This is a genomic window from Pseudomonas sp. G11 (genome assembly GCF_029457515.1).
Lineage (GTDB): Bacteria > Pseudomonadota > Gammaproteobacteria > Pseudomonadales > Pseudomonadaceae > Aquipseudomonas > Aquipseudomonas gorinensis.
The window spans coordinates 5,045,631-5,067,352 of the sequence record NZ_CP120377.1; the positions used below are offsets into that span (position 1 = coordinate 5,045,631).

Below are 21,722 nucleotides of genomic sequence, written 5' to 3' on the forward strand. Positions count from 1 at the left end.
CATGACCGCAGGCTGACCCGAGCCCCGGCTTGGGCGCCTGCTGCCGGGCCTGAGACTCGGGCCGCAGGTCAAGGCGACGTCCTGACTCGCTTCACCCGCCCATGGCGGTGGTGTTGAAGCCAGCATCCACATACAGGATTTCACCGCTGATGCCGGACGCCAGGTCGGAGCACAGGAAGGCGCCAGCGTTGCCGACCTCGTCGATGGTGACATTGCGCCGCAACGGCGCCTGGGCTTCGCTGGTGCTCAGCATGGCACGGAAGTTCTTGATGCCCGACGCGGCCAGGGTGCGGATCGGTCCCGCCGAGATGGCATTCACGCGGGTACCTTCGGCCCCCAGGCTGCTGGCCAGGTAGCGCACGCCAGCCTCCAGGCTGGCCTTGGCCATGCCCATGACGTTGTAGTTTGGCATCGTGCGCTCAGCCCCCAGATAAGACAGCGTCAGCACATTACCCTGGCGGCCGCGCATCATTGCCCGCCCGGCTTTAGCCAATGCCACCAGGCTGTACGCACTGATATCGTGGGCACTGCGAAACCCTTCGCGGGTAGTGACCTCAGTGAAGTCACCGTCAAGTTGCTCAAGCGGCGCGAAGCCCACGCAATGCACGATGCAATCGAGCGCGTCCCAGTGTTGGCGCAAATGCTCGAACACCTGCGCAATTTCATCATCGCTCGCCACATCGCAGGGCACGCACAGGGCCGCGTCGGTGCCCCATTGCGCGGCGAGCGCCTGCACGCGCCCCTTGAACTTTTCATTCTGATACGTGAACGCCAGCTCGGCGCCCTCGCGATGCATCGCTTGGGCAATGCCTGACGCAATCGACAAGCGGCTGGCCACGCCAACGATCAGCACGCGCTTACCCGTGAGAAACCCCATTGTGTGCTCCTTGCTGTGCGATACGACCGCGGCTCGCTATGGCTGAACCACAGGCAGCGCGTTGTTGATAATCTCGCGGGCGTGATTGGCCAGCTGCTTGGCGCTCATCGCCGCCACCTCATCGGCTTCGATGGGCGGGTGGGCGACGATGCTGACGTGGGTACTGCGCAAGGCGTTGTAGGCAATATGATTGACCGCCGGGCTGATCGTGACGGGAATGATCCCCACCCCCATATCCTTGGCAATCCGAAAGGCCCCGGTCTTGAACGGCAGCATCTGGCCGCCATGGTTTCGCGTGCCTTCGGGGAAGATCCACAGCGATGTATTGTCGGCCACAACCCGCTTGGCGATCTTGCGCAAACTCTGGATGGACGCCCGTGGGCTGTTGCGATCAATGAACAGGCTGCCGGTCAGCCAATACAACTGCCCTACCAGCGGCAACCATTTGAGGGATTTCTTACCCACGATCACGGTGCCGGGGTTGAGCGCCTGCGCCACGATCAACACGTCATAGTTGCATTGGTGGTTGGCCACGTAGATATACGGACGCGTCGTGGGGATGCTGTCAAAACCACGTACATCCACGCGCACCGAGAAGATCTTATTGATCACCGCGTAGGCCCGACAGGCCACGTAGAGGTTTCTATTCTTCGAGGGGTTGATCAACATGTAGAGGCACAGGAACGGAAAGCTCAACACGATCAACACCAACACCAACAGCCCCCTGGCTAACGCAATCATAAGCTACCCGCTTGACTCGAATGATTGGGCGCGGTTAACGCAGCCGCTTGAAAAGCGTTACGCTGAATCAGTGCAACGCCATAAAAACCTTCTTCATCCACACAGGCCATCACCCCACCGCCTTGCGCCGGAATGCTTTTGGCCAGGTGCGCCAATTGATAGGCGCCGACCAGGGACAAACTCAGCGCCTTGGCCCGGTCCAGCCTGTCGACCGGCATACCCAGGGCGTCGCTCAACGCCACGCAGGTCGCCGGCCAGGCATCCGGTGCGGCCAGGCTCACGCGCCACTCCGCCGGTTCAACGCCCTGCCCTGCCAGACACCCACGTATCAGCTCGCCCAGGCTGGCCGGGTCGGCGGCGAGCAGTCGCCCGGTGACACAAGCGCGCACGACGAGCCCGGGCGCCTGCGTGTCGGTACTGGCCTCGAAGCTGAACACCGCCGCGGTGTCCGGCCGTTCTTCGGCGGGCCGTTCAATCGCGCGCAGGTAGCGCTTGCCAAACTCACCGCTGAAGGTTTCCAGCGCCGTGGCGTAGAGACGCTCCGAGTCGCCGCGCCGGGCAATCCTCAAGGCTTGAACCAAGGCGCTGTAGAAACTCAGCTCCTTTGCGCACAACGAGACGTTCGCGCCCTTGATGCCGTATTTGATCGCCAATTGACCCAACGACGAATTGATCACGGTATTGGGGATCTGCGCCGGGTTGACCTGAAAGGCAAAGCGGTTGTCGTTGGATTCCTTGATCAACTGAATGACGCTGTCGATGGAGCCATTGGCCGTCGCACCGATAAGGGCCGAGCGCACCAGGGTGTCACCGTGGTTGTCATCGTTGACCAGCGCCATCGCCGCCAGCAGCAACAAGGCTTGGCGGTCGAAGTTCTTCAGCTCACGCCCGCCTACCAGCTCGCCAGCGGCCAAGTCCCACGCAGGCCGGGTGCCCCGGTTCAATTCGACGCCGCCGTGCTCGAACTCACCGGGCATTTGCAACATGACCCAATCACGCAGGATCAATCCAACGATAGCGTCGCCCGTCATTTCAAATTACCGAATACCAGAATTGAATTATTCCCGCCAAAAGCGAAAGCGTTGTTGACCACCACATCGACCTTGCCCGCCCGGAACCCCTGGGCAACCACATCAAGAGGGATGTGCGGGTCCTGCTCGGTGACATTGATCGTCGGCGGCAGCCCCTCGCTCAGCGCCAGCATGCAGGCAATCGCGCCAAAGCCGGCCGCGGCGCCCATGCTGTGGCCCATCATGGACTTGATCGAACTCACCGGCGGCGGCGACGCGCCGAAGACCGCTTCGATGGCCTGATATTCGTTGCTGTCATTGGCCACGGTGCCAGTGCCGTGGGCACAGATATACCCCACCTCAGCCGGCGCCACTGCCGCCTTGGCCAGCGCCGCCTGCAGACACTCGCCGACACGCTGGTGATTGAGCCTGACCATATGGTCGGCATCGCAGTTCATCGAAAACCCCAGCACTTCCCCATAGATCGGCGCACCCCGACGCAGCGCCCGCTCGTAATCCTCAAGCACCAGGGCACTGCCACCTTCGGCGGTCAGCACGCCTTTACGCCCGGTATTGAACGGCGTGCAGTCTTTGTCGGTCATGCTGCCCAAGCGATGGAAGGTGGCGAAGGTGGCCTTGTAGACCGCGTCACTGCCACCGCACACGGCAATATCGCAGTCCCCGGCCTGGATAGCCTCGTAGCCAAAGATCAGCGCGGTGTTGCTGGCCGAGCAGGCGTTGCCGATGGTGAGTGACTCACCGGTCGAACCGATTGACCGGAGCACATCACGGCTGATTTCAGAGGCAAACACCGGGTCGACTGACGGCTGTGGGTCCGACTGGGGGTCGGCCATGGCCGTCACCATGCTGTCGATCCGATCAGACTCGCCATAGGTGGTGCCGAAATAACAATTGACGCGCTGGCCGCGAATTGCGGCGCGCTCGATACCCGCGTCGGCCAGCGCCAGTTCAGTGGCGGCAAGGGCAAAATGGCTGGCAGCCCCGGCGTGCGCGAAGGCGGCAAAATTCGGGATCAAGGGGCCGACCGGCGCTTTCACTTCACAGCCGTATTTGCGCTCGAACCGGTCGGTGTCGATTTTGCAAAGCGGCGCCGAGCCATTGACCCCGGCTTTCAACGCTTGGAAAAACGCGGCTTTGCCGATGCCGATCGGACTGACCGGCCCCAGCCCCGTGACCACCACCCTCCTGCCCTTGTCGGCGTTCATCATGCACACTCGGCCGCAGGCAAGGTCTCGTGGATAAACCCGAGAATGGAATCCACACTGATGATCTGCGGCAGATAGGCTTCATCGACGCGCACCTGGAAAGCCCCCTCGATCCCCGCCAGGATTTCTATGCCTGACATTGAATCGGCACCATACGCCTCGACAAAGTTTTCGTGGTTGCGAATCTCCTCGGCATTGACCCCCAATACCTTGGCGACGATCTGCTTGATTTTTGCTTCATGCACAGTGTTCATAAACGCTCCTTTTAAATAACCGAGTCAGATAACAAACGGGATGACTTTGAAACTATCGAACTGGTACTGCCTGTAGGCGGCACCGAAATACCCCAGCAGCATTTTCTCCTCTTGACTCACGCGCTTGAGAATCAACGCAAGTGCCAAAAAAAAGATGACCAGTGCCGCGTAGATACTCGTGTACAAGGCAAAGCCGGTCACGATCAGCAACGTGCCCAGATACGCCGGATGCCGGATGTATTTGAAGGCGCCGACCTTGACCAACTGATGATCGGCAAGGACCCGCAGCGAGTGGGAAAAGTGCCGCCCCAGGACGATCTTTCCATGGGCACGCAAACCGATCCCACCGGCGATCAGCAACGAGCCGACAAGGTGCAACAGCACATCGCTGCGCATCAGCAACTGCAACAACATGACGATCGATATGGCACAGGACACCATGAAGCCGCTCTTGATGCCTTTATCGAAGGTGCTGTCGCTGTCGGTTTCCTGGAGAAAATACAGCTCTGCCAGCAGCAGGACACTGGCCATGAAGATTGGCACCACGAATGTCAGGTCGGCGTAATACATGAGGACCGCCGATGCACATGCCAACGGCGTCAGCAGGCTTAACGCCACATCAACCCTGAGCGTTTTCAAAGTAGTCTCCTATCAACGCCGACACCCTGAGCGGGGTCTGGATCACGTCTACACCGCTTTCGATGTGCCAAGGGCAGACAAACAGATCATTGAAGCGCGCCCATGGAAACAGCTTGCGCCCGCGCCTGAACCGGTCCATGAACGTCAGCACTTTGTAGACCTTGGCCAACCCGTGCACGCTGACCGAACGTAACCGGGCACTGCGCGTCAGTGGTTGCAAGCGGGCATACACTTCGCCCACCAGATCGTTGTATGTCACCGTGCGGTCACTGAGCAGGTAATACGTGTGCAGTGCCGGGTCAGGCACGCGCGCCAACCATTGGATAATGCAGGTGGCAATACTCTCCACCCCAATCACATGCAGGGCCGGAAGTTGGCCGGTGACCTTCGGCAGCAGCTTCAACCGGCACATCGAAATCATCGGCAGCAGGTTCTTGTCATGCCGCCCCAGTACCGTCGGCACGCGCAATATCACGCCCTGCACTTTGTCGCTATTGAGGTGAATCACCTGCTCGGCCGCGTACTTGTCATCGGCGTAGGCATCCACTCGTTGCTCTGGGTTGTGGGCTTTGACGCTGCTCAAATGAAAGAATGGTTTCTTGCCCGTGGCACCGGGTTTGATCGCGGCCAGTATCTGCTCGGTAAGGGCTTTGTTACTGGCGCCGGCCGTGCCCAGGCGGCTAAGCCCGATGCCGGTGCAATTGACAATGCAATCACACTCGTCGACCAGCGTATCGAATGCCGGCGAGCCGATTTCGCACGCCGTGTACCCCGCCCTGGGCGAACGCGAATGGCGGATAACGTCAATCCCCGGCAATGGGTCAAGGCGTTCGTAGACCCCTCGTCCGATAAACCCACTGGCGCCTAACAGCAGTATCTTCTTCACGTGCACGCAATCCCTTTCATGGGGTTAAGGTTTCGACCGTGAAACACCCTGAGCGATAAACCGTATGCGCCTGCATACCCTGCTTTTGCAGGCGCTGGCGCACCGATCGCAGGAACATGCCGTGGGACACGACGACCACGGTCTTGCCCGCCTCGGTGCTGGCGGCATAGAGCTCGTCGGCGACCGCGGCCGCTCGACGGTACTCGTCCTTGCGGGAGGCCGCGCCCAATGAAATGCCCAGCAGCCAGGCCACCCGATGCAGGGCGAACCATTGCCGCAAGCCCATCGTCACCCAGGGAATGGCGCTCAAGCGCAGGTCGTACTCGTGCAAGCGGCTGTCCCGCTGGACACGCTGCGCATCGAACAACCGGCACGCCGTGGCATAGGCCCGGTTGACGGGTGAAGACAAGATGGTGGCCTCGGCGCTCAATAGCGGCTGCGACAACGGCGTACGGTTCAAGAAGCCGCTGATTTCGTCTTCTTCGATCAGGGCGGTGTGGTTGTATTCATCCAGGCGGACTTTGGCCAGTGCGGCACCGCAGCGCGAATAGTCGACCTTGGGTGAGGCATGGCGAATCAGATAAATCACAGCAGGTACACCCCCGTCACGATGGCGTTACCGACCAGGAACAGAAACGGCGTATCCCAGGTGTGCGGGGATTTGGCTTCCGTCAGCGTCAGTGCAAGTGGGAACACGGCGCAGAGCAGGAAAAACTGTCCCGCTGAAAAGTACTGCTCGAACGCCACGCAAAACACCATCGACATCACAAACACAGTGGCCGACCCTTCAAGGGTTCGCTTGAATTTCTTATCGACAAAAAAGCCTTTCGCAACGTACTCGTGCTTACCAAAACGGACACCCACCGGCTCTGCCAGCCCGTCACCGAAGGTGGTGGCCAGGATCGTGATGTATATCAACTCCACCGGTACCCCGAGCGCCAACCAGCAATACTGGGTCACCCACAGCACGAACAACCCCGCCACGGTCTGGCTCACCAACCAGGAAAGGGTGTGCGGCGAGTCTTCCGGGCGATCAATACTGGCAAACATATGTTGGGCGGTGAGGGACCGACGACGAGACCATCCACACATCGCCAGGAACAGGATGGCAGTCGACACCATCGACAGCAGCAAGCGCTCATGGGTGCTTTGAATATTGAACAAGGCGAAAAACAGGCTGGGCAGCAGGAACATCGCAAAGTGCCCGACTTTTCGTGTGTAGTTCACCCGCACGCCTCGGTTGAGCACCAACAGTCCCAGGCCTTTACACAACACAAAATAGAAAAGCACGATGCCCAACAGAGCCGAAGCCACCTGAACCATTTCATTACCACTTCGTTGACGGATTAAACAGCGGACGCAGGCGCCCGCTGGCATTGGGGAACCGACGGCGGTCTCAGATCACGCTGCGCAGGGCTGTAATGCAGTAATCCACATCGGCCACCGTGTGGTTGTACGTCAGGCACAGCCTGATCCGGGACTGATGGTTGGGTACGAAGGGCGGCACAAACAGCGACCCCATGATGCCTTGGTCAACCAGCTCGGCATTGACCCGTGCGGCCTCCATCGGGTCCTTGAACACCACGGGAATCACCGCCGTCCGCGAGCTGAGTTTGTCCACGCCCAGGGCGCTCAGTTGTTCGTGGGTGTAGCGTGTCAGTTCAGCCAGTGCCTGGCGGCGTTCGGCGCCCTGCGTGGCATTGATCTCGAGCGCGGTGCACGATGCCGAAGCGACACCCGGCGACACCGAGCGCGAAGCGTTATAGGTCGGGCAACGGAACCGCACCCGTTCGGCGAACGCCTCGTCCTTGAACACCACGAACCCACCGGAAGAGCCGAACGCCTTGCTCATGGTGCCGACAATGTAGTCAACCTGCGCGGCGACCCCCGCCGACTCACAGGCGCCCTGACCGGAGTCGCCCAACATCCCCACGCCGTGTGCATCGTCGATGTAGATTTCGAGTTGCGGATGCACCTGCTTCAACGCCACGATGGCGGCAAGATCGGCCACATCCCCGTCGGCGGAAAACACGCCGTCGCTGATGATCAGGATTTTCTTGTCCTGGTTGAGCTGCACCAACTGCCCGAGCATCTCCACGTCGCCGTGGCTGTAGGCCCTGAACGGGCAACCCGATAGCTTCACGCCGTCCCAGATCGAGACATGGGACAGCTTGTCCAGCAAAATCAGATCGGCACGCTCAGCGGCCAAGGGGATCACCCCGAAGTTCGCTTGGTACGACGTGGTAAACATCAGCGTGGTGCGACCACCGAACAAATCACGGTAACGGTTTTGCAAGCGCTCGTGGTATTCAGTAAAACCACTGAAAATCATCGGCCCGCCGATGTTCGAACCGTACTCGCGAATGGCCGCGATGGCCGACTCTTTCATACGTTCGTTATTGGACAACCCCAAGTAATCACACGACGCAAAGTTCAACAGCGTGCGCCCGTCGGCGAGGGTCATGTCGCGACCACAGGCCGAACGCACTTTAGGGAAGTAGGTGTAATAACCCAACTCTTTCGATTTGAAGGCGACGTCATCTATGCGCATAACACTCTCATTCAGCCGGCGTGGCATATCTATAAATTCGATAAGCGCGTTCATGGCAAACACCCTCTTGAGTCAGGTGGCGCATGGTGCGCAGTACCATGATGTTATCTTCGAGCATCCAGGACACACTGATGCGTCCGCGTCCGACCACACTTAATGCAATCGCGGATAACTTCAGCGTGAGCGCAACCGACAATCCCTTGCGTTGATAAGCCGGCGCGACACCAGTGAAAAACGCCCGGCCATATAACCCCTGTTGATTCAAGGCGGGTGCAAACATAGTGAAACCGACCACTTCACCGTGCCGCTCGGCGATCAACGCAGAAATATTATTGATATTGCGCGCCGCCACTTCAAACTGCCCTTTCGACGCCGGGCTATAACCCCAGTTGCGTTCCCAGGCGCGGTTATAACAGTCGGCCAATTGCTGACTCTTGGCGACCAGCTCATCCTGGCCACAATGAACAAACTGGATATCGGCCAATCGTTGCGTGAGTTTGTCTTCCAAGGCCTGGTATTGATAACCCTGGGCAGGCGGTTCAAAGACAATCTCGATCAGGTCTTTTTCTTTGTGGAAACCCGCCTCGGTCATTGCATCCGCGAGTGCCAGCGTATTGGCGGGCAATGAAAACACATTAAAGTCGGACTCGAACGTACGCAGCCCGCGCTCAATCAGGAATGAACTGTGGAGGGGGCCGACCAACTCAGTCACCTGCCGGGGCAACAACCGCGAGCTGTTTATATAGTCGATTGAACTGTGCATCAGCGCCTGCAAGGCGCTTGCCTGGGGTAACGCGATCAGGGTTGAAAAATAGGCAGTGCCCACCCCATTGATCGTGGCGCGCCGATCGAAATGCACAATGCAAAAGGCAACGAGGTTACCGTGTTCGTCTTGCCACGCCACCGGGATGTTATGTTCGGTGGCCGAATGCTCGCAGGCTGCTATCACGCGCTGTTCAATCTGTTGCTGCGTGCGCCCCACCACCGACACCTGCTGGTCCAGATGCTGCAAGGCATACCAGTCGCACGCGGCCAAACCTATGACTCTGCTCATCGATATTCTCGTCCCACCTGCGTGGCATGGGTGTTCAGGCGGCCAGGCATAAGGCACGGGTGGTTTGGTCGTCGATCTCAATCCAGAAAGGCACAACGCTCTGGTTATCGATCAGGTGTGGCGGTGAAATCCGGCGGGTATTGACGCCCATCCGCTTGAGCAAACGTTCATTGCCTACCGCACTGAACGCGATCAATCGAAAAGCGCCCTTGGAGCGCGCAACATCAATGACTTCCCGAACCAGCGTTACTGTATTTTTCCAAGCTTGCGCGGCGGTTAATACCTGGCCCTTGGGCTGGCTGATGGCAAACCGGGAAAGCTCCCAGATACCCGGCGAAAAAGGCGGGGAACTTGCACCCATCAAATGCGGAAAAACTTCCCCCAACAAATACGGCCCATTAGTGGGAAGCAGTCGGGCACAACCAAATATTTCGCGATCACGATCACAGGCCACTACATAGACAGTATCTGGACGATCAAACGCATCCAGTTCAATACCCTCCTCGCAATGTAACGGCCAACCCAATGTTTTAACGAATACTTCGTACCGATAGTTAGCCAACGCGCGTGCCATCCCTGGCAAAAGTTCGCCAACCGTCCCTGTTATTGCCGTAAGCATGCCAACTACCCAGCCAGCCAATATGATTAAGCAAGTACAACAAACCCATCACTGTGTGAGTAGCTGCCCAAATGGGCAGGTCGATCGAAGCCCTCGCCGCCTAGGCAGAACTTATGGGTCAAAAACCGACTTTCTAGTACTGCCGTACTAATAAATAATCAAGCTTAATGCGCCGACTACTGACTTCATTTCACCTGCGTCCCACGTCGAATGCGGTGTTGCCGACTTTTTCAGGCAACTCGATACCCCGCAACCGCACGCCCTTCATCGCCCGCAGAGCCTGTATAATCCGCTCCCGCCTCCCAGCATCAGGGGCGTTGACCACGGAAGGTATTATTGGTGAAAGAATGGCGCGAAACATTAATAGAGGCCGTGTCCGACTGCGCGACCGAACATGAACTCTTCAATAAACTTCACACGATAACGTCCAACTTAGGCTTCGAATTCTGCTCTTATGGATTAAAAGTTCCATTGCCGTCGAGCGCTTCGCAATATGTACTGATTTCCAACTACCCCCGCTCGTGGGAACAGAAGTACGTCAGCGAAAACTACTTCTCCCAAGACCCCACTGTCGCCCATGGCCTGACCCGCTCCATCCCGCTGCACTGGTCCGCCGCCCAACAGCAGCAACACCTGGCCTTCTGGGAGGAAGCGCGCCATTACCAGCTTAATCATGGTTGGTGCTTGTCGTCGCAACGCGGCCCTAACGCGATTGGATTGCTCTCGGTGTCGCGCTCCAGTGAATACATCTCGACCACGGAACTCGAGCACATCGAGAACAAGTTGATCTGGCTGACGCAGTTGGCACACGAATCGATGACGCGCTTCTTTTCCGAAAAGTGCTTGCCAGACATCCACCGCGCCCTGACCGCACGGGAAAAAGAGACCTTGAGGTGGACGGCCCTGGGCAAAACCTATGTCGAGATCAGCATGATCCTCAACATCGACACACGGACCGTGAAGTTTCATCTGGTCAACGCCATGCGCAAACTCCAGGCCAGCAACAAAGCAGAAGCGGCCGTCAAAGCCTCCTTGCTGGGGTTACTTTTTTAGCCCTGCTGGTACTCGCGCGGCGTACAGCCGAACTCGCGGCGAAACACCGTGTGCAGGTACTGCGCCGACTTGAAGCCACACTTGGCGGCAATATCGGCAATCGCCAGTTCGTGGCTTTCCAGGCCCTTGGCGGCGGCCGCGAGTTTGAAGCGCAGGATCTCGTCATGCACGCTGCAACCACGCGCCTTGCGAAAATGCGCTTCCAGGGATGAGCGCGACACACCGACATAGGCCGCCACCTGCGCGGTCTTGATGCCTTGGCAGGCGTACTGCCGGATAAACAGCAGCGCCTGCATCACATACGGATTACCCAAGGGTTGATGCACGCTGGAAGCCTGCACATTGATCGCCTCCGGCGGTACCAGAATCTGCGTGCCCGCGCAGGGTTTGCCGTGCAGCATCTGATGCAACAGCGCGGCGGCCGTACGCCCCATGGTCTCGGTGCCCTGGATCACCGAACTGAGCGGCACCCGCGTCAGGGTGCGGGTCAGCGGATCGTTGTCGATGCCGATCAACGCCACCTCCTCCGGCACCGCGATCCCGGCCGTGAGGCAGGCCTGCAGCAACTGCCGCGCGCGGGCGTCGGTGACGGCGATGATGCCAATCGGTTTGGGCAGGCTGTGCAGCCAGGCGATCTGCTGTTCCACCGCGCTGTCCCACAACGGCGCACTGGTCCCCAGGCCACGATAGACCTCGACGTGCAGGCCATCGCGTTGCAGCAGGCGGCGAAAGGCTTTTTCGCGCTCCTGGGCCCAGCGATTGGCCTGGGCTTCGGGCAGGCTGAAACAGGCAAAGCGGGTCAACCCGGCCTCGATCAAATGCTCATAGGCCAGCTTCATCAAGGCATGGTTATCGGTGGCGACGTAGGGAATGCCCTTGGGGTAGGCGCGCGCATCTTCATAAGAGCCGCCCACGGCCACCACCGGCAGTTTGCAATCGGCCAATGCCTCGCCGATCAGCGGGTCATCGAAATCGGCAATGATGCCGTCACCCTGCCAGCGCTCGATGCCGCGCAGGCGACAGAGGAAATCCTCTTCCAGGAACAAATCCCAGGACGCGCGCGTGCTGCTCAGGTAGTTGCCGATGCCGGCGATGATGCCACGGTCGTAGATTTTGCTGCCGTTGAACAACAGGGCGATGCGGTGGACGGGCGGTAGGGTTTTCATTGTTTTTATCCGGGGGCCAGTGGTAACAGACTAGCCCTCGCCACTCAAAATCGCACTACACCTTGGTGATTTTCATAATCAGCAGCCCAGGTGCCGTTGCTAGTATCCAGACATCGCCAAGAACAATAAGGAACACGCCCATGCCGTACTTCCCCGGTGTCGATCAGGTGCGCTTCGAAGGCCCTGCCAGCGACTCTCCCCTCGCCTTCCGCCATTACGACGCGAACAAGCTGATCCTCGGCAAACCGATGCGCGAGCACCTGCGCATGGCCGCCTGTTACTGGCACACCTTTGTGTGGCCGGGGGCGGATATGTTTGGCATGGGCACCTTCAAGCGCCCGTGGCAACGCAGCGGTGAGCCGATGGAAGTGGCCATCGGCAAGGCTGACGCGGCCTTTGAGTTTTTCTCCAAGCTGGGCATCGACTACTACAGCTTCCACGACACCGATGTGGCGCCGGAAGGCAGCTCGCTCAAGGAGTACCGCAACCACTTCGCGCAGATGGTCGACCACCTGGAGCGCCATCAGGAACAAACCGGTATCAAGCTGCTGTGGGGCACCGCCAATTGCTTCAGCAACCCGCGCTTTGCCGCTGGCGCAGCGAGCAACCCCGACCCTGAAGTGTTTGCCTACGCTGCCGCCCAGGTGTTCAGCGCGATGAACGCTACCCTGCGGCTCAAGGGTGCCAACTACGTACTCTGGGGCGGCCGTGAAGGTTATGAAACCCTGCTCAACACCGACCTCAAGCGCGAGCGCGAACAGCTCGGGCGCTTTATGCGCATGGTGGTGGAGCACAAGCACAAGATCGGCTTCAAGGGCGACCTGCTGATCGAGCCCAAGCCCCAGGAGCCGACCAAGCACCAGTACGATTACGACAGCGCCACGGTGTTCGGCTTTTTGCATGAGTACGGGCTGGAACATGAGATCAAGGTGAATATCGAGGCCAACCACGCGACCCTGGCCGGGCACAGTTTTCATCATGAGATCGCCACCGCCGTGTCCCTGGGGATCTTCGGCAGCATCGACGCCAACCGCGGCGACCCGCAGAACGGTTGGGACACTGACCAGTTCCCCAATAGCGTCGAGGAAATGACCCTGGCCACGTATGAAATCCTCAAGGCTGGCGGGTTCAAGAATGGCGGCTATAACTTTGACTCCAAGGTGCGCCGCCAGAGCCTGGACGAGGTGGACTTGTTCCACGGGCATGTCGCCGCCATGGATGTACTCGCCCTGGCTCTGGAACGTGCGGCGGCCATGGTGCAGAACGACCAGTTGCAGCAGTTCAAGGACCAGCGTTATGCGGGCTGGCAGCAGCCACTGGGCCAAGCCGTGCTGGCCGGTGAGTTCAGCCTGGAGTCGCTGGCCGAACATGCGTTTGCCCATGAACTGAACCCACAGGCCGTGAGTGGTCGGCAAGAGATGCTGGAGGGAGTGGTCAACCGGTTTATTTATCGGTGACATTTGCGCGACAAATCTGTGCACGGAGCGTCGAAGGACGCTCTACAGTTCTACCCGCATCACGCTGTGTCTTTCCAACAACAATAAAAGGACGCACCACCATGAAGTCATTCAAACGTACCCTGCTCGCCACCGCCCTGGCCCTGTTCGCCCTGCCGGTGATGGCTGACTCTGCCCACCCGAAAATCGGTTTTTCCATCGACGACCTGCGCCTGGAGCGCTGGTCCCGTGACCGTGACTACTTCGTTGCCGCGGCGGAAAAACTCGATGCCAAGGTCTTCGTGCAGTCTGCCGATGCCAATGAGCAGAAGCAGATTTCCCAGATCGAAAACCTGATCTCCCGTGGCGTCGACGTGATCGTGATCGTGCCGTTCAACGCCACCGTGTTGACCAACGCCGTGGCCGAGGCCAAGAAAGCCGGGATCAAGGTGGTGTCCTATGACCGCCTGATCCTCAACGCCGACATCGACGCGTATATCTCCTTCGATAACGAAAAAGTCGGCGAGATGCAGGCCAGCGGCGTGCTGCAAGCGGCGCCCAAGGGCAATTACTTCCTGCTCGGCGGCGCGCCCACCGACAACAACGCCAAGGTGCTGCGCGAAGGCCAGATGAAAGTGCTGCAACCGGCCATCGACAAGGGCGACATCAAGATTGTCGGCCAGCAGTGGGTCAAGGAATGGAACCCCACCGAAGCCCTGAGCATCGTCGAAAACGCCCTGACCCGGAACAACAACAAGATCGACGCCATCGTCGCCTCCAACGACGCTACCGCCGGCGGTGCGATCCAGGCCCTGGCCGCGCAGAAGCTGGCGGGCAAGGTGCCGATCTCGGGCCAGGACGCCGACCTCGCGGCGGTCAAGCGCGTGATCAACGGCACCCAGACCATGACCGTGTACAAGCCGCTCAAGCTGATCGCCACCGAAGCCGCCAAGCTCTCGGTGCAGTTGGCGCGTAACGAGAAACCGACGTACAGCTCGCAGTACGACAATGGCAGCAAGAAAGTCGACACCATCCTGCTCACCCCGACCCCGCTGACCAAGGCGAACATCGACCTGTTGGAAAAGGACGGGTTCTATACCAAAGAGCAGATTGGCCAGTAGGAGCGGGCTTGCCCGCGAAAAACGTCAACGATAACGCGGGCATTGAGGATGAACGCGGTGTCCTCGGGTTCTTCGCGAGCAAGCTCGCTCCTACGGGAACCCGCGTTTCTTCGGCCTTTTGTGTGAGCCATGGTCATGTCCGACTACCTGCTGCAAATGAACGGCATCGTCAAAACCTTTGGCGGTGTCCACGCGCTGAACGGCATCGATATCAAGGTGCGGCCGGGGGAATGTGTCGGCCTGTGCGGTGAGAACGGTGCCGGCAAGTCGACCTTGATGAAGGTGCTGTCGGCCGTCTATCCGCACGGCACCTGGGAGGGTGAAATCCTCTGGGACGGGCAACCGCTCAAGGCCCAGTCCATCAGCGAAACCGAGGCCGCCGGTATCGTCATCATCCACCAGGAACTGACCCTGGTGCCCGACCTGTCGGTGGCCGAGAACATCTTCATGGGCCACGAGCTGACCTTGCCCGGCGGGCGCATGAACTACCCGGCGATGCTACACCGCGCCGAAGCGTTGATGCGCGAACTCAAGGTGCCGGACATGAACGTCGCGCTGCCGGTGTCGCAGTATGGCGGCGGCTACCAGCAACTGGTGGAAATCGCCAAGGCTCTGAACAAAAAGGCGCGCTTGTTGATCCTCGACGAGCCCTCTTCGGCCCTGACCCGCTCTGAGATCGAGGTGCTGCTCGACATCATCCGCGACCTCAAGGCCAAGGGCGTGGCCTGCGTGTACATCTCCCACAAACTCGATGAAGTCGCGGCGGTGTGCGACACCATCTCAGTGATTCGCGACGGCAAACACATCGCGACCACCGCCATGACCGATATGGATATCCCGCGCATCATCACGCAGATGGTCGGACGCGAGATGAGCAACCTCTACCCCACCGAGCCCCATGCCGTGGGCGAGGTGATCTTCGAGGCGCGCCACGTGACTTGCTACGACGTCGACAACCCCAAGCGCAAACGCGTCGACGATATTTCCTTCGTGCTCAAGCGCGGCGAAATCCTCGGCATCGCCGGCTTGGTGGGCGCCGGGCGCACGGAGCTGGTGTCGGCGCTGTTCGGCGCCTACCCCGGCCGCTACAGCGCCGAGGTGTGGCTGGACGGCCAACTGATCGACACGCGCACACCGCTTAAATCGATCCGCGCCGGGCTGTGCATGGTGCCCGAGGACCGCAAGCGCCAAGGCATCATTCCCGACCTGGGCGTGGGCCAGAACATCACCCTGGCGGTGCTCGACACCTATGCGCACCTGACCCGTATCGACGCCGAGGCCGAACTGGGCAGCATCGACCAACAGATCGCGCGCATGCACCTCAAGACGGCCAGCCCGTTCTTGCCGATCACCAGCCTGTCCGGCGGCAACCAGCAAAAAGCCGTGCTGGCGAAAATGCTGATGGCCAAGCCCAAGGTGCTGATCCTCGACGAGCCCACACGCGGGGTGGATGTAGGGGCCAAGTATGAGATCTACAAACTGATGGGCGCGCTGGCGGCCGAAGGTGTATCGATCATCATGGTCTCGTCGGAGCTGGCCGAAGTGCTCGGCGTGTCCAACCGCGTGCTGGTGATCGGCGACGGCCAGTTGCGGGGCGACTTCATCAACGAGGGGCTCACCCAGGAACAGGTGCTCGCCGCCGCGCTCAGCCAAAACAATAATAACGATCGGAAAACCGCGTAGATGAATCAGGTCAAACAGCTGTTTACCCGCTACAAAATGCTCGCCCTGGTGATCGCCGTGGCGTTTATCTGGCTGTTTTTCAGCTGGCAGACCGAAGGCGGTTTCCTCACTCCGCGCAACCTGTCCAACCTGCTGCGGCAGATGTCGATCACCGGGATCCTGGCCTGCGGCATGGTGCTGGTGATCATCAGCGGGGAGATCGATTTGTCGGTGGGCTCATTGCTCGGCTTGCTCGGCGGGCTCGCGGCGATCCTGGATGTGGTCTATCACATGCCGTTGCTGGCCAACCTCAGCCTGGTGGCGCTGTGTGGCTTGACGATCGGTTTGGCCAACGGCTACATGACCGCCTACCTGCGCATCCCGTCGTTTATCGTTGGGCTGGGTGGCATGTTGGCGTTTCGCGGGATTCTGCTGGGGATTACCGGCGGCACCACCATTGCGCCGGTGTCGCCATCGCTGGTGTATGTGGGCCAGGGGTATTTGCCGCATTCGGTGGGGCTTGGCCTTGGGGTCCTGCTGTTTGCCCTGACCCTGTTCTTGACCTGGAAACAACGGCGCAACCGCGCACTGCACGGGTTGGCCGCGCACTCGCTGGTGCGGGACGTACTGCGCGTGGTGGTGATCGGCGCGGTGCTGGCTGGGTTCGTCACCACCCTCAACAGCTACGACGGCATTCCCGTGCCGGTGCTGCTGTTGCTGGTGCTGCTTGGCGTGTTCAGCTACGTCACCAGCCAGACCGTGTTCGGCCGCCGCGTGTATGCGGTGGGCAGCAACATGGAAGCCACGCGCCTGTCAGGTATCAATGTGCAGGCGGTGAAACTGTGGATCTTCGGGATCATGGGCGTGATGTGCGCCCTCGCCGGCCTGGTCAACACCGCGCGCCTCGCGGCGGGCTCACCGTCGGCGGGCAATATGGGCGAACTCGACGCCATCGCTGCGTGCTTCATCGGCGGTACATCCATGCGCGGCGGCTCGGGCACGGTGTATGGCGCGCTGCTCGGGGCGCTGGTGATCACCAGCCTGGATAACGGCATGTCGATGCTGGATGTGGACAGTTATTGGCAGATGATTGTGAAGGGCAGCATCCTGGTGCTGGCGGTGTGGGTGGATGTGAGTACCCGCACAGGTCGGCGGTAGGAATGCAGGATAAATGTGGGAGGGGCTTGCTCCCTCCCACATTGACCGCCTCAAAAATCACTGCCTGAACGGGGTCAAAACTGTGGGAGGGGGCTTGCCCCCGATGGCGGTCGGTCAGTCGACATCTACAGTGCCAGCAGCTTTCTTGAATGGGGTAACCCCAAGATAAAAGAGGTAGGCAATCGCTCCCCACGTCAATAGCTGATGATTGGCCCCCCAAAACGCTTCGACCACCTTCAACCCCGTGCGCTCGCGACCCGTTTATCACATTTTTTTGACGTTTTTTTCTCATTCCCGGCTCTACATTCGCCGCGCCTAAACATGCAAATGATTCCTATTGGTTTCGTCTCAATCGACCTCTAGCGGATTTCCCGTGTCGCCATACAAACCCGGAGCGCTCACCGCATGACCACCCGCCTTCCTTCGTTCGTCAAAAAAGCCCTGCTGGCCACCGCCCTGGTCAGCGCCGGGCATGTGTATGCCGCCAGCGAGCCGGTCGGCATCGTGGTCTACAACGCCCAGCATGAAAGCCTCACCAAGGCCTGGGTCGAAGGGTTCACCCAGGAAACCGGGATTCCGGTGACGATCCGCAATGGCGACGACACCGAGATGGGTAACCAGCTCGTGCAGGAAGGCGCGGCCTCTCCGGCGGATGTGTTCCTCACCGAAAACTCCCCGGCCATGGTGCTGGTGGACAACGCAGGCCTGTTCGCGCCGGTCGCGCCGGCCACCCTGCAACAGGTGGACGCCGCCTACCGCCCGGCTCATGGCAAATGGGTGGGCATCGCTGCGCGCTCCACCGTGTTCGTGTACAACCCGAGCAAACTGAAAGAGGGCGACCTGCCTAAATCCCTGCTGGACCTGGCTTCGCCAAGCTGGAAAGGCCGCTGGGCCGCTTCACCGGCCGGTGCCGACTTCCAGGCCATCGTCGCCGCCGTGCTTGAACTCAAGGGCGAAGCCGCGACCCTCGACTGGCTCAAGGCAATGAAGGCCAACGCGAGCATCTACCGAGGCAACAGCGCCGTGCTCAAGGCCGTCAACGCCGGCCAGGTCGACAGCGGTGTGATCTATCACTATTACAGCTTCGTCGACCAATCCAAGACCGGTGAAAACAGCAAGAACACCCAGCTGCACTACTTCAAGCACCAGGACCCGGGCGCGTTTGTGAGCATCTCCGGTGCCGGTGTCCTGGCCTCCAGCAAGCATCAGGAACAGGCCCAGGCCTTCTTGAAGTGGATCACCGGCAAAGACGGCCAGGCGGTCCTCAAGGACGGCAATTCGTTCGAATACGCGGTCGGCCAGAACGCCCAATCCAACCCCAAACTGATGCCACTGGCGCAACTGGATGCACCTAAGGTCGACGCGTCGAAACTCAACAGCAAAAAGGCTGTCGAGCTGATGACCCAGGCCGGACTGCTCTGATTGTTGCCTGAATCGTCGATACCCGGCATCGCCCACGCGCAGCTACGCAAACGCCCCCACGGACTGTTCAAAAGCCGTGGGGGCACGTGGGTCACCAGTTTGTCGGTACTGGTTTCGTTGTTGGCGCTGCTGCCGATTGCGTTTGTGATCGGCGTGTCGTGGCAAATCGGCTGGGCGCAAATCGAAGCGCTGGTATGGCGCCCTCGCGTCGGCGAGTTGCTGACGAACACCGTGCTACTGGTGCTGTTCACCTTGCCGTTGTGCATCGTATTGGGCGTCGCGCTCGCATGGTTGACCGAGCGCACCGACCTGCCCGGCCGCCGTGCCTGGTCGTTGCTGGCGGTCGCGCCGCTGGCGGTGCCGGCGTTTGTGCACAGTTACGCGTGGGTCAGCCTCGTGCCGTCGATCCATGGATTGCCGGCCGGTGTGCTGGTGTCGGTGATCGCCTATTTCCCGTTTCTGTACCTGCCGGTGGCGGCGACCCTGCGCCGGCTGGACCCTGCGATTGAAGACGTGGCCGAATCCCTGGGCCTCAAGCCCTGGGCGGTGTTCCGGCGGGTGGTGTTGCCGCAGTTGCGCCTGGCGATCTGCGGCGGTGCGCTGTTGGTCGGCCTGCATCTGTTGGCCGAATATGGCCTGTACGCGATGATCCGCTTCGACACCTTCACCACGGCGATTTTCGATCAGTTCAAGTCCACCTTCAACGGCCCGGCGGCCAATATGCTCGCGGCGGTGCTGGCCCTGTGTTGCCTGGCGATGCTCACCGTCGAATCCGCCTCGCGCGGCCATGCACGTTATGCCCGGGTCGGTTCCGGCAGTGCCCGTGAGCAACGCATCGTGCGGCTGAGCGCCGTCACCCGCATGCTCTCCCTCGGCTTGCAAGCCGCAACCTGTGCATTGGCCCTCGGCGTGCCGCTGGTCACCCTGGGCAAATGGCTGGTCGCCGGTGGGCGTGAGGTCTGGCAGTTCAGCGAGCTGCTGCCGGCGCTGGAGCAAACCGTGCTGCTGGGCATTGCCGGTGCGGTGTTGACCACCTGCGCGGCGGTACCGATTGCCTGGCTGTCGATTCGTGCGCCGGGGCGCCTGCAACGCATCCTGGAAAGCTGCAACTACATCACCAGTTCGTTGCCCGGCATTGTCGTGGCACTGGCGCTGGTCACGGTGACCATCCACTTCGCCCGGCCAATCTACCAGACGACGATCACCGTGCTGCTCGCCTACCTGCTGATGTTCCTGCCACGGGCGCTGGTGAGCCTGCGTGCGGGTATCGCCCAGGCGCCGGTGGAACTGGAAAACATGGCGCGCAGCCTTGGCCGCTCGCCGGGCCGCGCCCTGTGGCTGATCACGATGCGCCTGGCGGCCCCGGCCGCCGCTGCAGGAGCGGCGCTGGTGTTCCTGGCGATCACCAACGAGCTGACCGCCACCCTGTTGCTCGCGCCCAACGGCACGCGCACCCTGGCCACCGGTTTCTGGGCGATGACCAGCGAGATCGACTACGCCGCCGCCGCGCCTTACGCGTTGATCATGATCCTGCTCTCACTGCCGTTGACCGGCCTCCTCTACCACCAATCCAAACGCACGGCCGGCCGATGAACGCCCTCGAACTCACTGCTCTTTGCAAAACCTTCGGCACCCAAGCAGCCTTGGCCGACGTCAGCCTGGCGGTGCCCAACGGCAGCCGCACGGTGATCGTCGGGCCTTCCGGCTCCGGCAAGACCACCTTGCTGCGGATGATTGCCGGCTTTGAATTCCCCGACAGCGGCAGCCTGACCCTGAACGGCCAGGTGCTGGTCGACGACATCCACGCCGTGCCGGCCCACCAGCGCCAGATCGGTTATGTGCCGCAGGATGGTGCGTTGTTCCCGCACATGACTGTGGCCGACAACATTGGCTTCGGCCTCGCGGCCAAGCACGCTGCACGGCACGAACGCATCGCCGAACTGATGGACAGCGTGGCCCTCGACGCCAACATGGCCCGGCGCTGGCCCCACGAGCTGTCCGGCGGCCAACAGCAGCGCGTGGCGCTGGCGCGGGCCTTGGCGCAACAGCCCCGGCTGATGCTGCTGGATGAACCGTTTTCCGCGCTGGACACCGGCCTGCGCTCGGCCATGCGCAAGATGGTGGCGCGGTTGCTGAGTGATGCGAACATCACCACGATCCTGGTCACCCATGATCAGAGTGAGGCGCTGTCGTTCGCCGACCAGTTGGCGGTGATGCGCCAGGGGCGCCTGGTGCAATCGGGTCATCCGATGAACCTTTATCAGTACCCCGTGGACGAACAAACCGCGTTATTTCTCGGCGAAGCCGTGGTCATGCCCGCGCGGATTGAGGCGGGCTGGGCTCACTGTGCGTTGGGTCGCGTGTCGGTCGACAGCCAGGCCAATCATGGTGCGGCACAGATCATGCTGCGCCCGGAGCAACTGCACCTGAGTACCACCGACGAATCCGGCTGCCGTGGCGTGGTCACCGAGCGCGAATTCGGCGGCAATACCTGCACCCTGACCGTGGCGTTGCAACCGGGCGAGGACGCGCCTGGCCAGGCCATCCTGGTGCGCAGCTCGGGTCTGCAAGCGCCAAACCCAGGCAGCGTGGTGTATCTCAGCACGGTGGGCATGGCCCATGTGCTGAAAAAACCAGCGGCCCTCAGCCCCCGCTGAGTTTTGCGAGGTATCTACACAACGTTGGCGCGCCCCTGAACAAGCGGGCTTGCCCTAACACCGTTCAGTTAAGGCTTTTTTGTAGGAGCGAGCTTGCTCGCGAAGAACTCACAGGCGCCGCGTTCATTCAGGAAGCACGCGTTATCGTTGACGTTTTTCGCGAGCAAGCTCGCTCCTACAGAAGGCGATG

General features: G+C 60.5%; 21 protein-coding genes. 8 read left to right on the forward strand and 13 right to left on the reverse strand.

Going from position 1 to position 21,722, the window contains the following annotated elements; genetic code table 11:
- Positions 1-91 precede the first annotated feature (91 nt).
- From fabI to P2T68_RS23155, 12 genes are all read right to left on the reverse strand, one after another.
- On the reverse strand, positions 92-877 hold the full coding sequence (gene fabI / locus P2T68_RS23100) for an enoyl-ACP reductase FabI (protein WP_277378337.1): 786 nt from the start codon (positions 875-877) through the stop codon (positions 92-94).
- Positions 878-913: 36 nt separating this feature from the next.
- Positions 914-1,618: a lysophospholipid acyltransferase family protein gene (locus P2T68_RS23105; RefSeq protein WP_024074752.1), complete on the reverse strand. Its 705-nt coding sequence runs from the start codon at positions 1,616-1,618 to the stop codon at positions 914-916.
- Complete coding sequence (locus P2T68_RS23110) at positions 1,615-2,649, reverse strand: hypothetical protein (protein WP_168233304.1); 1,035 nt, start codon at positions 2,647-2,649, stop codon at positions 1,615-1,617. Before P2T68_RS23110 ends, P2T68_RS23105 begins: the two co-directional genes overlap by 4 nt.
- Positions 2,646-3,857, reverse strand: a complete 1,212-nt coding sequence (locus P2T68_RS23115; RefSeq protein WP_081730323.1) for a beta-ketoacyl-[acyl-carrier-protein] synthase family protein — start codon at positions 3,855-3,857, stop codon at positions 2,646-2,648. Before P2T68_RS23115 ends, P2T68_RS23110 begins: the two co-directional genes overlap by 4 nt.
- Entirely contained in the window at positions 3,854-4,108 is a 255-nt protein-coding gene (locus P2T68_RS23120; RefSeq protein WP_024074749.1) for an acyl carrier protein, read from the reverse strand. Before P2T68_RS23120 ends, P2T68_RS23115 begins: the two co-directional genes overlap by 4 nt.
- Before the next feature lie 24 nt (positions 4,109-4,132).
- A complete protein-coding gene (locus P2T68_RS23125; protein WP_277378338.1) occupies positions 4,133-4,747 on the reverse strand; it encodes an isoprenylcysteine carboxylmethyltransferase family protein in 615 nt (204 codons plus the stop codon).
- Complete coding sequence (locus P2T68_RS23130) at positions 4,728-5,633, reverse strand: NAD-dependent epimerase/dehydratase family protein (protein WP_277378339.1); 906 nt, start codon at positions 5,631-5,633, stop codon at positions 4,728-4,730. The genes P2T68_RS23125 and P2T68_RS23130 overlap by 20 nt, the downstream gene beginning before the upstream one ends.
- A gap of 16 nt (positions 5,634-5,649) precedes the next feature.
- Entirely contained in the window at positions 5,650-6,222 is a 573-nt protein-coding gene (locus P2T68_RS23135; RefSeq protein WP_024074746.1) for a histidine phosphatase family protein, read from the reverse strand.
- Positions 6,219-6,947, reverse strand: coding sequence for a hypothetical protein (locus P2T68_RS23140; protein WP_144113499.1), 729 nt, complete (start codon positions 6,945-6,947; stop codon positions 6,219-6,221). The genes P2T68_RS23135 and P2T68_RS23140 overlap by 4 nt, the downstream gene beginning before the upstream one ends.
- Before the next feature lie 82 nt (positions 6,948-7,029).
- Positions 7,030-8,184: a pyridoxal phosphate-dependent aminotransferase family protein gene (locus P2T68_RS23145; protein ID WP_024074744.1), complete on the reverse strand. Its 1,155-nt coding sequence runs from the start codon at positions 8,182-8,184 to the stop codon at positions 7,030-7,032.
- A 7-nt stretch (positions 8,185-8,191) separates the two neighbouring features.
- Positions 8,192-9,196: a GNAT family N-acetyltransferase gene (locus tag P2T68_RS23150; RefSeq protein WP_277378340.1), complete on the reverse strand. Its 1,005-nt coding sequence runs from the start codon at positions 9,194-9,196 to the stop codon at positions 8,192-8,194.
- Between the two features lie 76 nt (positions 9,197-9,272).
- Positions 9,273-9,857: an acyl-homoserine-lactone synthase gene (locus P2T68_RS23155; protein ID WP_024074742.1), complete on the reverse strand. Its 585-nt coding sequence runs from the start codon at positions 9,855-9,857 to the stop codon at positions 9,273-9,275.
- 339 nt (positions 9,858-10,196) lie between these two features.
- Between P2T68_RS23155 and P2T68_RS23160 the strand changes: the two genes are divergently transcribed.
- Complete coding sequence (locus tag P2T68_RS23160) at positions 10,197-10,910, forward strand: autoinducer binding domain-containing protein (RefSeq protein ID WP_024074741.1); 714 nt, start codon at positions 10,197-10,199, stop codon at positions 10,908-10,910.
- Here P2T68_RS23160 and P2T68_RS23165 read toward each other — a convergent pair.
- Entirely contained in the window at positions 10,907-12,076 is a 1,170-nt protein-coding gene (locus P2T68_RS23165; RefSeq protein ID WP_024074740.1) for a XylR family transcriptional regulator, read from the reverse strand. The genes P2T68_RS23160 and P2T68_RS23165 overlap by 4 nt on opposite strands.
- Positions 12,077-12,216: 140 nt before the next feature.
- Between P2T68_RS23165 and xylA the strand changes: the two genes are divergently transcribed.
- The 7 genes from xylA (at position 12,217) to P2T68_RS23200 (ending at position 21,532) form a co-directional block, all read left to right on the forward strand.
- Entirely contained in the window at positions 12,217-13,533 is a 1,317-nt protein-coding gene (gene xylA, locus P2T68_RS23170) for a xylose isomerase (RefSeq protein WP_024074739.1), read from the forward strand.
- A 101-nt stretch (positions 13,534-13,634) separates the two neighbouring features.
- Positions 13,635-14,633, forward strand: a complete 999-nt coding sequence (gene xylF, locus P2T68_RS23175; protein ID WP_277378341.1) for a D-xylose ABC transporter substrate-binding protein — start codon at positions 13,635-13,637, stop codon at positions 14,631-14,633.
- Positions 14,634-14,768: 135 nt separating this feature from the next.
- Positions 14,769-16,316 (forward strand): D-xylose ABC transporter ATP-binding protein, encoded by a 1,548-nt coding sequence (gene xylG / locus P2T68_RS23180; protein WP_277378342.1) that lies wholly within the window; start codon positions 14,769-14,771, stop codon positions 16,314-16,316.
- On the forward strand, positions 16,317-17,453 hold the full coding sequence (locus tag P2T68_RS23185) for a sugar ABC transporter permease (RefSeq protein WP_193690475.1): 1,137 nt from the start codon (positions 16,317-16,319) through the stop codon (positions 17,451-17,453). It abuts the gene before it with no gap.
- 405 nt (positions 17,454-17,858) lie between these two features.
- The gene (locus P2T68_RS23190; protein WP_277378343.1) at positions 17,859-18,875 is read left to right on the forward strand and encodes an iron ABC transporter substrate-binding protein; all 1,017 of its coding nucleotides are present in this window, start codon (positions 17,859-17,861) and stop codon (positions 18,873-18,875) included.
- An 18-nt stretch (positions 18,876-18,893) separates the two neighbouring features.
- Positions 18,894-20,468, forward strand: coding sequence for an iron ABC transporter permease (locus tag P2T68_RS23195; protein ID WP_150056391.1), 1,575 nt, complete (start codon positions 18,894-18,896; stop codon positions 20,466-20,468).
- A complete protein-coding gene (locus P2T68_RS23200; RefSeq protein WP_150293834.1) occupies positions 20,465-21,532 on the forward strand; it encodes an ABC transporter ATP-binding protein in 1,068 nt (355 codons plus the stop codon). Before P2T68_RS23195 ends, P2T68_RS23200 begins: the two co-directional genes overlap by 4 nt.
- Positions 21,533-21,722: the final 190 nt, after the last annotated feature.

Bases quoted from the DNA above. Each gene is read 5' to 3' on its own strand.
- P2T68_RS23145 (WP_024074744.1), bottom strand. From the start codon at position 8,184: ATGCGCATAGATGACGTCGCCTTCAAATCGAAAGAGTTGGGTTATTAC.
- P2T68_RS23105 (WP_024074752.1), bottom strand. From the start codon at position 1,618: ATGATTGCGTTAGCCAGGGGGCTGTTGGTGTTGGTGTTGATCGTGTTG.
- P2T68_RS23155 (WP_024074742.1), bottom strand. From the start codon at position 9,857: ATGCTTACGGCAATAACAGGGACGGTTGGCGAACTTTTGCCAGGGATG.
- xylA (WP_024074739.1), top strand. From the start codon at position 12,217: ATGCCGTACTTCCCCGGTGTCGATCAGGTGCGCTTCGAAGGCCCTGCC.
- P2T68_RS23190 (WP_277378343.1), top strand. From the start codon at position 17,859: ATGACCACCCGCCTTCCTTCGTTCGTCAAAAAAGCCCTGCTGGCCACC.
- P2T68_RS23120 (WP_024074749.1), bottom strand. From the start codon at position 4,108: ATGAACACTGTGCATGAAGCAAAAATCAAGCAGATCGTCGCCAAGGTA.
- P2T68_RS23110 (WP_168233304.1), bottom strand. From the start codon at position 2,649: ATGACGGGCGACGCTATCGTTGGATTGATCCTGCGTGATTGGGTCATG.
- fabI (WP_277378337.1), bottom strand. From the start codon at position 877: ATGGGGTTTCTCACGGGTAAGCGCGTGCTGATCGTTGGCGTGGCCAGC.
- xylF (WP_277378341.1), top strand. From the start codon at position 13,635: ATGAAGTCATTCAAACGTACCCTGCTCGCCACCGCCCTGGCCCTGTTC.
- P2T68_RS23115 (WP_081730323.1), bottom strand. From the start codon at position 3,857: ATGATGAACGCCGACAAGGGCAGGAGGGTGGTGGTCACGGGGCTGGGG.
- P2T68_RS23200 (WP_150293834.1), top strand. From the start codon at position 20,465: ATGAACGCCCTCGAACTCACTGCTCTTTGCAAAACCTTCGGCACCCAA.
- xylG (WP_277378342.1), top strand. From the start codon at position 14,769: ATGTCCGACTACCTGCTGCAAATGAACGGCATCGTCAAAACCTTTGGC.
- P2T68_RS23185 (WP_193690475.1), top strand. From the start codon at position 16,317: ATGAATCAGGTCAAACAGCTGTTTACCCGCTACAAAATGCTCGCCCTG.
- P2T68_RS23165 (WP_024074740.1), bottom strand. From the start codon at position 12,076: ATGAAAACCCTACCGCCCGTCCACCGCATCGCCCTGTTGTTCAACGGC.